Source organism: Paraburkholderia sp. J8-2, from assembly GCF_905220195.1.
Lineage (GTDB): Bacteria > Pseudomonadota > Gammaproteobacteria > Burkholderiales > Burkholderiaceae > Paraburkholderia.
On record NZ_CAJMZA010000014.1, the window covers coordinates 103,092 to 115,486 of the forward strand.

The following is a 12,395-nucleotide window of genomic DNA, read 5'->3' on the forward strand; positions in this document are numbered from 1 at the left end:
CGGATTGCGAATCAAGTCTGCTTGGAAGGACCTAAATCATGCATCCGCGGAGTATAGCGCATATGCGCATCTCGCCACAGGATGCAATGCGACCGAACACCACGCGGGAACCCTATTTATATGGGCTCTTGCGGCATTCGCAATGCTCTCTTCCCGCAGCGCAATGCAATCCCCGCCAGACGCAAAAAAGCCGCCCATCAAGCGGCGGCTTTTCTGTGAGTCTGTTTGCATTGCAGTGCGGCAAAAAAGCAATAAAACTGCAAATTACTCGGCAGCGCCTTCGCGGCTCGCGCGGCGACGCTCGTGTTCCTTCAGGTGACGCTTGCGCAGACGGATCGACTGCGGCGTGACTTCCACGAGTTCGTCGTCGTCGATGAATTCCACTGCGTATTCGAGCGACATCTGGATCGGCGGCACGAGGCGCACGGCTTCGTCGGTGCCCGAGGCGCGCACGTTGGTGAGCTGCTTGCCCTTGATCGGGTTCACGACGAGGTCGTTGTCGCGGCTATGGATACCGATGATCATGCCTTCATACAGCGCGTCGCCCGGCTTCACGAACATGCGGCCGCGATCCTGCAGCTTCCACAGTGCGTAGGCGACAGCTGCGCCGTCGTCCTGCGAGATCAGCACGCCGTTGCGGCGCTCGCCGAGCGTACCGTCCTTGACCGGACCGTAGGCGTCGAACACGTGGCTCATCAGGCCCGTGCCGCGCGTGAGCGTCATGAACTCGCCCTGGAAGCCGATCAGGCCACGCGCCGGAATACGATACTCAAGACGCGTGCGGCCGCGGCCGTCCGAAGCCATGTCGAGCATTTCGCCCTTGCGGCGGCCCAGCTCTTCCATCACACCGCCCTGGTGGGCGTCTTCGACGTCCACGGTCAGCATTTCGTACGGCTCCTGCTTCACGCCGTCGACTTCGTGCAGCACCACGCGCGGACGCGACACGGCCAGCTCGTAACCTTCGCGGCGCATGTTTTCGATCAGGATCGTGAGGTGCAGCTCGCCACGGCCCGAGACTTCGAACGTGGTTTCGTCGCCCGTGTCCTTCACGCGCAGCGCAACGTTGTGGTTCAGTTCCTTCGTGAGACGGTCGCGGATCTGGCGGCTCGTCACGAACTTGCCTTCGCGGCCGGCGAGCGGCGACGAGTTCACGAGGAAGTTCATCGTGAGCGTCGGCTCGTCCACCGTGATCATCGGCAGGGCTTCGGGCGTGTCGACCGCGCAGATCGTGGCGCCAATGCCGATGTCTTCGATACCGTTGATCAGCACGATGTCGCCGGCTTCAGCCGATTCGACCTGCACGCGCTCGAGGCCGCTGAACGACAGCACCTGGTTGATCTTGCGGTTCATCACCTCGCCTTCCGGGCCGAAGCGCAGCGCCACCGGCTGACCCGGCTTGATGCGGCCGCGCTTGATGCGGCCCACGCCGATACGGCCGACATAGGTCGAGTAGTCGAGCGAGGTGATCTGGAGCTGCAGCGGGCCTTCCGGATCCGCATCGCGAACCGGCACGTATTCGAGCACGGCGTCGAAGAGGGGACGCATGTCGCCTTCGCGCGCGTCCGGCGACAGCGAAGCGTAGCCGTTCAGGCCCGAGGCATAGACGACCGGGAAGTCGAGCTGCTCTTCGGTCGCGCCGAGCTTGTCGAAAAGGTCGAACGTCTGGTTGATCACCCAGTCGATACGCGCGCCCGGACGGTCGATCTTGTTGACGACGACGATCGGCTTGAGGCCGAGCGCCAGCGCCTTCTTGGTCACGAAGCGCGTTTGCGGCATCGGGCCTTCGACGGCGTCGACGAGCAGCAGCACCGAGTCGACCATCGAGAGCACGCGCTCGACTTCACCGCCGAAGTCGGCGTGACCCGGGGTGTCGACGATGTTGATGTGGGTACCTTCGTACTCGACCGCGCAGTTCTTCGAAAGAATCGTGATACCACGCTCTTTTTCGATGTCGTTCGAGTCCATCACGCGCTCGGCGACCTGCTGGTTGTCACGGAACGTGGCAGTCTGACGGAGGAGCTGGTCGACGAGCGTGGTCTTGCCGTGGTCGACGTGGGCAATGATGGCGATGTTGCGAAGAGCGCGGGACATAGGAACCTGGGTACAGTTGAGTGCGCCGCGCATGCCCTGCTGGCAGGCCCGGCAAGGGCGCGCGGCCGCCGCTTCGAGCCGCGCCGGACGACTGTCTTGGACGATCGCCGGCGGGTCAATTCAGCATCGCTGCAATGACGCACTTTGGGAACCTGAAAGTATAGCACGCGCAGATGAATTGATCTCGCGCATATCAGGGAGCACCCTGGATCGGGTTGGCCAGCGTCGCACCCGCGCAACGCATGCGATGAGAGAAACCCGCGGAACCGGCGCGCCGCCGGCCCCGCATTTTCCCATGCCCGCGGGGTCGGATTAAGCCCCTACTCCGCAAAGGTTTCTCGGCAAAGGCAGAATAAACCTTGCCGCGTCAACTAACCGCCCCTATAATTCCTGCCTGGTCAACCATTGCAGTCGCAGCAGAATCTCATGACGGATCCGACTCCCACGCCCCCGCCCGAAGTTCGCGACTACGACCTTGGCGAGAGCGTCGGCTACCTGATCTCGCGGGTGAAATCGACGATGTCGAACATGGTCACCCAGCGCGCCGTTGCCGAACTCGGCGTAACGAGCCAGCAGGCCAGCATCCTGTTCATGGTGGCGACCGGCAAATGCACGCTCGCCGCCGAACTCGCCCGCGAGTACGGCATCGACGCGAGCGCCGTCACGCGGCTCGTCGACCGGCTGGAGAAGCGCGGGCTCCTGAAGCGCGTGCGCAGCTCCGAAGACCGCCGTGCGGTGCGCCTCGCGCTCACGCCCGAAGGCCTTGCCATCGCCGCGCGCATGCCGGCGATTTTCCGCAGCGTCACGGAGCATCTCTCAGCCGGATTCACGCCTGAGGAGGTCGGTTTCCTGAAGAGCATGTTGCGACGGATTCTTTCGAATAGCTGCGAAGCTAGCCAGAATTCGAGTCCGAATTCGCCCGAGAATTGATGACGGGGCAAGCAAATTTGAAATCGCCGAACAAGAAAATAGCTGCATCGTCCAGTATCACCACACACTCTCACGCATCGAGACGAGCAATGAAATCCCAAACCGAGTTTGCGCCAGTTCCGGCCGTGCGGGCGCTGTCCTGCCGGGCGGCGGTCGCCGCCGCGGTCGCGGCGCTCGCCCTTTCGGGTTGCGCGAACTACATCGGCATCAAGAGCGACAAGACCATCGATCAGCCGCAGCAGTTCGAAAGCTCGCAAAGCATTCCGGCGCAAGGCGGCCAGTGGCCCTCGCTCGACTGGGCGAACCAGTTCGGCGACCCGCAACTGCCCAAGCTGATCGACGAGGCGCTCGAAGGCAGCCCGACCATCGCTCAGGCGCAGGCGCGCCTGGCCAAGGCTTCGTCGTACATCGAAACCTCGCGCTCGGCGCTCTTTCCGAAGGCCAACCTGAGCTATTCGTGGACCCGCGAGCTGTACTCGGCCAACGCCCTTTTTCCGCCCCCGTACGGCGGCACCTGGTATAGCGAGAACAACGTGCTCGCCAGCGCCTCGTGGGATCTGGACCTCTGGGGCAAGAACCGCCAGCGCCTCGCGCAAGCCGTGTCCGCGCAGCGCGCCGCCGAGGCGGACATGCAGCAGGCGCGCATCACGCTCGCCTCCTCGGTCGCGCGCACGTACAACCAGCTCGCCCAGCTTTATGAGCTGCGCGCCATCGCCGTGCACGAGATCGACAACCGCAAGACCATCGGCACGATCACGAACGGCCGCGTGGTGGCGGGGCTCGACACCAACGTCGAGAAGCAGACGGCGAACGGCAACATCGCGACGAGCGAGGCCAACCTCTCGCAAATCGACGGCCAGATCGAAACGACGCGCTACCAGCTCGGCGCGCTGCTCGGCAAGGGCCCGGACCGCGGCCTGCAGATCGCGCAGCCGGTGCTCAATCCGGTTGCCAACGTCGCGCTGCCCGACAATCTGCCCGCCGACCTGCTCGCGCGCCGCCCCGACATCGTCGCCGCGCGCTGGCAAGTCGAAGCCGCGATGCACGACGTCAAGGAAGCCAAGGCCGAGTTCTACCCCGACGTGAACCTCGCGGCCGGCTTCGGCTTCGATGCGTTCGGCTGGGGCAAATTCCTGAACTTCACGAGCCGGCAGGCGCAGTTCGGGCCGGCCGTGCATCTGCCGCTCTTCGACGCGGGCGCGCTGCGTGCGCAGCTGAAGGGCCGCTACGCCGACTTCGAGCTCGATGTGGCGAACTACAACCAGACGCTCATCGGCGCGTTCCAGGACGTGGCGACCGACGTCTCGACGATCCGCTCGGCCGACAAGCAGCTCGTGGACGCGGATCGCGCGCTCGACGCTTCGACCAAAGCCTGGCAGCTCGCCGTGATCCGCTACAAGGCGGGTCTCTCCGAGCAGCTTCAGGTGCTCACCGCCGACCAGAACCGCCTCGCTGCGGAGCAGACGGTGTCGAACCTGAAGGCGCAGCGCCGCGACCAGCAGATGGCGCTCATCAAGTCGCTTGGCGGCGGCTTCGAAGCGCAAGGCGCGGGGCTCACGCCGCCGGCCGAAGTCGGCAGCGAAGCACGCGGCCAAAGCGACGTGAACGGCGCACCGTGGCGCGGTACACGCTCGCCGCAGAACGCGGCGGCATCGACGAGCGCGGCAAACGCCGCGCCCACGCCGAATTGAGCGCCAGGCAGCACACGAACATCAAAAACTGAACGAACAGCACGCAAGCATCCGGAGATCCTTCCATGAGCACCCCCCAGCAGCCGGCGGCCCCGCAGCCGAACGCGAACAGCGGCAAGCGCAAGCGCATGATGACGCTGCTTGTCCTCGTGATCGTGATTGCAGCCGTTGCCTACGGCCTCTACTACTTCCTCGTCGCGCGCTTTACCGAAAGCACGGACGACGCCTATGTGAACGGCAACGTCGTGCAGATCACGCCGCAGGTCACCGGCACGGTGATCGCACTGAAAGCGGACGACACCCAAACCGTGAACGTCGGTGACCCGCTCGTGCTGCTCGACCCGGCCGACGCGCGCGTCACGCTCGAGCAGACTGAAGCGCAACTCGCGCAAACAGTACGCCAGGTGCGCGGCCTCTTCGCCGACGACAGCCAGTACGAAGCGCAAGTCGCGGTTCGCCAGGCCGACCTCTCGCGCGCGCAGGACGACCTGCGCCGCCGCATGCAGGTCGCGCAGACCGGCGCCGTCTCGCAGGAAGAGATTTCGCACGCCCGCGACGCCGTGCGCAGCGCCGAAGCCGCGCTCGAAGCCGCCCAGCAGCAGCTCGCCGCGAACCGCGCGCTGACCGCGAACACGACGATTGCCAATCACCCGAACGTGGAAGCCGCCGCCGCCAAGGTGCGCGACGCCTATCTGGCGAACGCACGCAACACGCTGCCCGCGCCGGTCACCGGCTACGTGGCCAAGCGCACGGTGCAGGTGGGCCAGCGCGTCTCGCCGGGCAATCCGCTCATGTCGGTGGTGCCGCTGAACTCGCTGTGGGTCGACGCCAACTTCAAGGAAGTGCAGCTCAAGCACATGCGCATCGGCCAGGCGGTCGAGATGACGGCCGACGTGTATGGCTCTTCGGTGGTCTACCACGGCAAGGTGGTGGGCTTCTCGGCGGGCACGGGTTCGGCCTTCTCGCTCTTGCCCGCGCAGAACGCCACGGGTAACTGGATCAAGGTGGTGCAGCGTCTGCCGGTGCGTATCTCGCTCGATCCGGAAGACCTCCAGAAGCATCCGCTGCGTATCGGCCTCTCGATGCAGGTGGACGTGAACATCCGCAACGATTCGGGCACGCAGCTCGGCAACGCGCAGAACACCGTGTACGAGACCGATGTGTTTGCCAAGTACGGCGCAGAAGCCGATGCGGAGATCGCGCGCATCATCGCCGAAAACGCCGGCCCGAATGCGCACAAGGCAGCCAGCAACGGTGCCAACAGCGCTAGCAACAGCGCGACCGGCAATGCCGCCGCCAAGGCGCAGGTGTCGTCCGCTCGCGCGGCGAAAACCGGCGCGAAAGGCTGATTGAAGCCCTGCTAAAAGCACTCGCAAACACCGGCGCGGGCTGATCCTCAGTCCGCGCCGCTTTGTTTCGCGTGCCCTTCAACAGGTCAACAGGAAAGGACGCAATGGCAGCACCACAACAACCCGTCGCGCATCCCCCTCTGCAGGGCGCGCAACTCGTGATCGGCACGATCGCGGTGTCGCTCGCGGTGTTCATGAACGTGCTCGACACCTCCATCGCGAACGTGTCGATCCCGTCGATCTCGGGCGACCTCGGCGTGTCGTCGGACCAGGGCACGTGGGTCATCACCTCGTTCGCGGTCGCCAACGCGATCTCGGTGCCGCTCACGGGCTGGCTCACCGACCGTGTCGGCCAAGTACGCCTCTTCATGGCGTCGATCATCCTGTTCGTGATCTCGTCGTGGCTGTGCGGCCTCGCACCCACGCTGCCCTTCCTGCTCGCCTCGCGCGTGCTGCAAGGCGCCGTGGCTGGCCCGATGATCCCGCTTTCGCAAACGCTGCTGCTCGCGAGCTACCCGCGCGCGAAGGCGCCCATGGCGCTCTCGATGTGGTCGATGACCACACTGATCGCGCCGGTGGCCGGCCCGATTCTGGGCGGCTGGATCTCCGACAACATCTCGTGGCCGTGGATCTTCTACGTGAACATCCCGGTCGGCATCGTGGCCGCGTTCGCGACGTGGGCGATCTTCCGCAACCGCGATTCGGTCGTGAAGAAGGCGCCGATCGACGGCGTGGGTCTCGCGCTGCTCATCATCTGGGTGGGTTCGCTGCAGGTGATGCTCGACAAGGGCAAGGACCTCGACTGGTTCTCGTCGACCACGGTCGTCGTGCTCGCGCTCACCGCGGTCATCGCGTTCGCGTTCTTCGTGGTGTGGGAGCTGACCGCCGATCACCCCGTGGTCGACCTGTCACTGTTCGCGCGGCGCAATTTCACGGGCGGCACGATCGCGCTTTCGGTGGGCTACGGCCTGTATTTCGGCAACCTCGTGCTACTGCCGCTGTGGCTGCAGACCGACATCGGCTACACCGCCACCGACGCGGGTCTCGTGATGGCGCCGGTGGGCTTCTTCGCGATTCTGCTTTCGCCGATCACGGGCAAGATCCTGCCGCGCACCGACCCGCGCTATATCGCGACCACGGCGTTCATCGTGTTCGCGCTGTGCTTCTGGATGCGTTCGCGCTACACCACGGGCGTGGACACCTGGGCGCTCACGCTGCCTACGCTGATCCAGGGCATCGGCATGGCGGGCCTCTTCATTCCGCTCGTGTCGATCACGCTTTCGGGTCTGCCGGGGCATCGCATTCCGGCGGCCTCGGGCCTGTCGAATTTCGTGCGGATCATGTGCGGCGGTATCGGCACCTCGATCTTCGAAACGGCGTGGGATCACCGCACGACGTTTCACCATGCACGCCTGACCGAAGTGGCGACGCCGACCAACCCGGTGTTCAACCAGTCGATGCAGCAGTTCCAGGGCGCGGGTCTCGATCCTTCCCAGGCGCACGGGCTCTTCGACCGGATGCTCTCGCAGCAGGCCGCGCAACTCGGCGTGAACGACCTGTTCTGGATTTCCTCCGTGATCTTCATCGTGCTGATCGCGCTCATCTGGATCACGCGGCCCGAGCGTTCCGGCGGCGCGGACGCGGGTGCGGCGGCTTCGGCGGCGCATTGATGCCGATGCGTTAGCGCTTGCCACTGTCCATAGCAAAACGGCACGCCCGGTTGTTCACCGGCGTGCCGTTTTTGTTGGTGCGCGCCTGGCGCGATTCGAGTTCGCTCAGGCCGCGCCGCTCACTATCAGACGCTCCGGCGCAAGCACGCCGTTCGCGGCCTTCGCGACGCCGAGCAAGCGCCCATCTTCCGCATACACACGCACGCGTTCGGCCGCTTCGCAAGCTGCGCGATCGAGCACCAGCTCGTTGAGCGGCAAGCGCTGGCCGTGCATGAAGCGGCGCGCCGCCTCTTCATTGAGCGTCAAGGCGGGGAACGTGGACAGCAGCGCATCGACCGGGCGCAGCCAGGTGTCGCGCTCGGGCTCGTCGGCGGCAGTGAGCGCTTCGAGCGTCACCGCATGCTCGAGCGTGAGCGCGCCCACACCCGTGCGCCGCAGCATCACGAGATGCGCACCGCAGCCCAGCGCCTCGCCGATATCCTCGGCCAGCGTGCGGACGTACGTGCCCTTGCTGCACGTCACGCGAAACGTGACCTCAGGCGTCTCGGGAAGCGCGCATGCGATCATCTCCAGCGCAAGGATCTTTACCTCGCGCCCTTCGCGCTCGACCGTCTGACCCGCACGCGCGTATTCGTAGAGCGGCTTGCCGTCGCGCTTGAGCGCCGAATACATGGGCGGCACCTGCACGATGTCGCCGAGAAAGCGCGCCATCGCTTCACGCACTGCGGCTTCGTCGCAGGCGACCTCGCGCGTTTCGACCGCCTCGCCTTCGGCGTCGCCCGTTGCCGTGCGAATGCCGAGGCGCATGGTCGCTTCATACGTCTTGTCGGCTTCGAGCAGATCCTGCGAAAACTTGGTCGCTTCGCCAAAGCACAGCGGCAGCAAGCCCGACGCGAGCGGATCGAGCGTGCCGGTGTGGCCTGCCTTCTTCACGCGATAAAGCCGCTTCGCGCGAATCAGCGCGTCGTTGCTGGAGAGGCCAACGGGCTTGTCGAGCAGCAGCACGCCGTCGAGCAGGCGGCGCGGCACCTTGGGTGGGGCCGCCTTAGGTCGGGCCGCGTCAGGTCGCGGCGCGCCCTGATTCTGTTTCGATGATGCAGTCATTGCCCGCGTCAGTCGTCCTTCGCGCGCGTCGCGTTCGCCTCGTCGATGAGGCGCGACATCTCGACACCCTTCTCGACCGACTGGTCATAGTGGAAATGCAGCGTCGGCACCGTATGAATGTGCAGGCGCTTGAAGAGCTGGTTGTGCAGGTGGCCGGCGGCGTGGTTGAGCGCTTCCTGCGTGGTCTTCGGGTCGCCCGTGAGGGTCGTGAAGTAGACCTTGGCGTGCGCGTAGTCGGGCGTGAGTTCCACGCTCTGGATCGTCACGAGCCCGACTCGCGGGTCCTTCACTTCGCGCATCAGCTCGGACAGATCGCGCTGGATCTGGTCCGCGATCTGCACGTTGCGATTCGGGGAGGTACGTTTTTTCGGCATGATGGTTCCACCTCTTGATCTACGAGGCATTCAGGCGGCGTTGCATCCATGGAGGCGCAAACGGCCGCACAAAAACAAAACGGGCGGGGCTGGCCAGCGCCTGCCCCGCCCGTTATCGGCAAACCCGCGGCGAACCGCGGCAAGCGAGCCGCCCGAAGGCCGGCCCGCAGGCGTCGCTGTATTACAGCGTACGCGCGACTTCGGTGATCTCGAACACTTCGAACTGGTCGCCTTCGACGATGTCGTTGAAGTTCTTGATCGACATACCGCACTCGAAGCCTTGCTTGACTTCCTTGACGTCGTCCTTGAAGCGCTTGAGCGAGTCGAGTTCGCCGGTATGGATGACCACGTTGTTGCGAATCACGCGCACCGACGACGAACGCTTGACGAAACCGTCCGTGATCATGCAACCCGCGATCAGGCCGACCTTCGGCACGCGGATCACCTGACGCACCTCGGCCATACCCGTCACCGTCTCGCGCTTCTCCGGCGCGAGCATGCCGGACATCGCCGCCTTCACCTCATCCACTGCGTCATAGATGATGTTGTAGTAGCGGATGTCGATGCCGTTCGCCTCGGCCACCTTACGCGCCTGCGCATCTGCACGCGTATTGAAGCCGATGATGACCGCCTTCGAAGCCGTTGCCAGGTTGACGTCCGACTCGCTGATCGCACCGACCGCGCTGTGCACGATCTGCACGCGCACTTCGCTGGTCGACAGTTTGAGCAGCGATTGCACCAGCGCTTCCTGCGAACCCTGCACGTCCGCCTTGACGATGAGCGGCAGGTTCTGCACTTCGCCCTCGCCCATCTGCTCGAGCATGTTTTCGAGCTTCGCGGCCTGCTGCTTCGCGAGCTTGACGTCGCGGAACTTGCCTTGACGGAACATGGCGATTTCACGCGCCTTGCGATCGTCCGGCAGCACGATGACTTCTTCGCCCGCGCCCGGCACTTCCGAGAGACCCTGAATTTCGACCGGGATCGACGGGCCGGCTTCCTTCGTGGGCTTGCCCGTTTCGTCGAGCATGGCGCGCACGCGGCCGTAGGCGCTACCTGCCAGTACGACGTCGCCGCGATTGAGCGTACCCGACTGGACGAGAATCGTGGCAACCGGACCCTTGCCCTTGTCGAGCTTCGCTTCAATGACGATGCCCTTGGCCGGTGCTTCGACCGGTGCCTTCAGTTCCAGCACTTCGGCTTGCAGCAGCACGTTTTCGAGCAGATCGTCGATGCCCGCGCCGGTCTTCGCCGACACCGGCACGAACGGCGAGTCGCCGCCGTACTCTTCCGGCACGACGCCTTCCGCCACGAGCTCCTGCTTCACGCGCTCGGGGTTCGCATCGGGCTTGTCGATCTTGTTGATCGCCACGACGAGCGGCACACCCGCAGCCTTCGCGTGCGAGATCGCTTCCTTCGTCTGCGGCATCACGCCGTCGTCGGCCGCGACCACCAGAATGACGATGTCGGTTGCCTTCGCACCGCGAGCACGCATGGCCGTGAAGGCCTCGTGACCCGGCGTGTCGAGGAACGTGATGACGCCACGCGGCGTTTCGACGTGGTATGCGCCGATGTGCTGCGTAATGCCGCCGGCTTCGCCCGCTGCGACCTTGGCGCGGCGGATGTAGTCGAGCAGCGAGGTCTTGCCGTGGTCGACGTGACCCATGACGGTGACGACCGGCGGACGCGGCAGCTGCTCGGCATCCGTGCCCGTGGCCTGGCCTTCGACCAGCAGCGCTTCCGGATCGTCGAGCTTCGCGGCAACCGCACGGTGGCCGAGTTCCTCGACGATGATCATCGCCGTTTCCTGGTCGAGCATCTGGTTGATGGTGACCATCTGGCCCATCTTCATCATCGCCTTGATGACTTCCGATGCCTTCACGGACATCTTGTGCGCGAGGTCGGCCACCGTGATGGTTTCCGGCACGTGCACTTCACGCACGATCGGCTCGGTCGGCGCCTGGAACGTCGAAGCGTCCTGGTGACGGCCACGGCCCTTCGGGCCACCGCGCCAGCCGCGATCCACGCCGCCCGACGAGTCGCCGCGCGTCTTGATGCCACGGCGCTTGGCCGCGTCGTCCTGCCAGCCGCCCTTGCCTGCGCCCGGCTTCTTGTTGCGGTCGCCCGCGCCTGCACCCGGCGCGCTCGTCGAAGGCGCGGCCGTCGTGGCCGGCTTCTTCGCCGCGGCGCCTGCACCGCCGGCCGGACGCGCCGGCGCACCTTCCGGACGCGCCGGCTTGTGCAGCGTGCCCTTGGCCTCAGCGGGCTTGGGCGGCTCGACGGGCTTGGGCGGCTCGGGCGCCTTCACCTGCGCCTTGCGCGGCGTGTTCATCATTTCGCGGATCGCGCGCGCTTCGGCTTCGGCAGCCGCACGGCGGCGAGCGATCTCGTCCTGTTCCTTCTGCGCCTTTTCGGCGGCTTCGCGTGCAGCGACTTCGGCCTTCTGGGCCGCTTCGCGCTGCGCGGCGCGCTCGGCTGCGGCGCGCTGTTCTTCCTGCTGGTCCTGCTGTTGCTTCACTTCTTTGGCTTCCGCTTCGGCATTACGCTGCGCGGCCACGGCCTGAGCGGCCAGTTCGCGAGCGGCGGCGTCGGCCGCTGCCTTCTTCTTTGCAGCTTCTTCTTCGGCACGGCGGCGCTCGGCCTCGGCGGCCTCTTCACGCGCGCGGCGCTCGGACTCTTCACGCGCGAGCAGTTCCTGGCGCTCCTTGAGCTCCAGGGCCTGACGCTCGAGCAGTTCTGCCTCGCGGCGCGCTTCTTCCTCGCGGCGCTGCAGCTCCGCCTCTTCGGCGGCAGCGGCTGCGTCGGCGGCATGATTCGATGCCTCCGCCTCACCGGCGGACTCGTCGCGGCGGACGAACGTGCGCTTCTTGCGCACCTCGACCTGAATGGTGCGAGCCTTACCCGTCGAATCGGACTGCTTGATTTCCGACGTATGCCGTTTCGTCAGCGTGATCTTGCGCTTGTCTGCATCAGTCGAGCCGTGAGACTTGCGCAAGTGGTCGAGCAGACGCGCCTTGTCCGTTTCGGACAAGGAGTCGGCTTCGCTCGCTTTCGTGACGCCCGCCGCCTGCAGCTGCTCCAGCAGCACGCCGGCAGGCATCTTCAGTTCCGCGGCAAATTGGGCTACGTTGTTACTCGCCATTCATTCCTCTTAATGCAAGGACCGATTCCTTGCGGTTGACATCGGGT

The 12,395-nt window shown here is 65.3% G+C and carries 8 protein-coding genes; 4 read left to right on the plus strand and 4 right to left on the minus strand.

The window, feature by feature from the left end; translation table 11 throughout:
• Nucleotides 1-264 precede the first annotated feature (264 nt).
• Nucleotides 265-2,091, minus strand: a complete 1,827-nt coding sequence (typA, locus tag U5A52_RS26355) for a translational GTPase TypA (protein WP_321914231.1) — start codon at nucleotides 2,089-2,091, stop codon at nucleotides 265-267.
• Between the two features lie 426 nt (nucleotides 2,092-2,517).
• Here typA and U5A52_RS26360 point away from each other — a divergent pair, with 426 nt between their 5' ends.
• The 4 genes from U5A52_RS26360 to U5A52_RS26375 all read left to right on the plus strand — a co-directional run bounded on the left by U5A52_RS26360 (nucleotide 2,518) and on the right by U5A52_RS26375 (nucleotide 7,731).
• Nucleotides 2,518-3,021 (plus strand): MarR family winged helix-turn-helix transcriptional regulator, encoded by a 504-nt coding sequence (locus U5A52_RS26360; RefSeq protein WP_321914230.1) that lies wholly within the window; start codon nucleotides 2,518-2,520, stop codon nucleotides 3,019-3,021.
• 89 nt (nucleotides 3,022-3,110) lie between these two features.
• Entirely contained in the window at nucleotides 3,111-4,712 is a 1,602-nt protein-coding gene (locus U5A52_RS26365) for an efflux transporter outer membrane subunit (RefSeq protein ID WP_321936753.1), read from the plus strand.
• A gap of 65 nt (nucleotides 4,713-4,777) precedes the next feature.
• Nucleotides 4,778-6,061, plus strand: a complete 1,284-nt coding sequence (locus U5A52_RS26370) for an EmrA/EmrK family multidrug efflux transporter periplasmic adaptor subunit (RefSeq protein WP_321936754.1) — start codon at nucleotides 4,778-4,780, stop codon at nucleotides 6,059-6,061.
• A gap of 104 nt (nucleotides 6,062-6,165) precedes the next feature.
• Complete coding sequence (locus U5A52_RS26375) at nucleotides 6,166-7,731, plus strand: DHA2 family efflux MFS transporter permease subunit (protein WP_321936755.1); 1,566 nt, start codon at nucleotides 6,166-6,168, stop codon at nucleotides 7,729-7,731.
• A 105-nt stretch (nucleotides 7,732-7,836) separates the two neighbouring features.
• On the opposite strand, the gene truB is transcribed toward U5A52_RS26375, so the two are convergent.
• The 3 genes from truB to infB form a co-directional block, all read right to left on the minus strand.
• Complete coding sequence (gene truB / locus U5A52_RS26380; RefSeq protein ID WP_321936756.1) at nucleotides 7,837-8,835, minus strand: tRNA pseudouridine(55) synthase TruB; 999 nt, start codon at nucleotides 8,833-8,835, stop codon at nucleotides 7,837-7,839.
• A gap of 8 nt (nucleotides 8,836-8,843) precedes the next feature.
• Nucleotides 8,844-9,209 carry a 30S ribosome-binding factor RbfA gene (rbfA, locus tag U5A52_RS26385; protein ID WP_158758004.1) on the minus strand — a complete coding sequence of 122 codons (366 nt, stop codon included), beginning with the start codon at nucleotides 9,207-9,209 and terminating at the stop codon, nucleotides 8,844-8,846.
• 181 nt (nucleotides 9,210-9,390) lie between these two features.
• Complete coding sequence (gene infB / locus U5A52_RS26390; RefSeq protein WP_321914225.1) at nucleotides 9,391-12,348, minus strand: translation initiation factor IF-2; 2,958 nt, start codon at nucleotides 12,346-12,348, stop codon at nucleotides 9,391-9,393.
• Between the last annotated feature and the right edge of the window lie 47 nt (nucleotides 12,349-12,395).

Excerpts from the sequence above, each read along its gene's own strand:
- typA (WP_321914231.1), bottom strand. The coding sequence starts at position 2,091 with ATGTCCCGCGCTCTTCGCAACATCGCCATCATTGCCCACGTCGACCAC.
- U5A52_RS26360 (WP_321914230.1), top strand. The coding sequence starts at position 2,518 with ATGACGGATCCGACTCCCACGCCCCCGCCCGAAGTTCGCGACTACGAC.
- U5A52_RS26365 (WP_321936753.1), top strand. The coding sequence starts at position 3,111 with ATGAAATCCCAAACCGAGTTTGCGCCAGTTCCGGCCGTGCGGGCGCTG.
- U5A52_RS26370 (WP_321936754.1), top strand. The coding sequence starts at position 4,778 with ATGAGCACCCCCCAGCAGCCGGCGGCCCCGCAGCCGAACGCGAACAGC.
- U5A52_RS26375 (WP_321936755.1), top strand. The coding sequence starts at position 6,166 with ATGGCAGCACCACAACAACCCGTCGCGCATCCCCCTCTGCAGGGCGCG.
- truB (WP_321936756.1), bottom strand. The coding sequence starts at position 8,835 with ATGACTGCATCATCGAAACAGAATCAGGGCGCGCCGCGACCTGACGCG.
- rbfA (WP_158758004.1), bottom strand. The coding sequence starts at position 9,209 with ATGCCGAAAAAACGTACCTCCCCGAATCGCAACGTGCAGATCGCGGAC.
- infB (WP_321914225.1), bottom strand. The coding sequence starts at position 12,348 with ATGGCGAGTAACAACGTAGCCCAATTTGCCGCGGAACTGAAGATGCCT.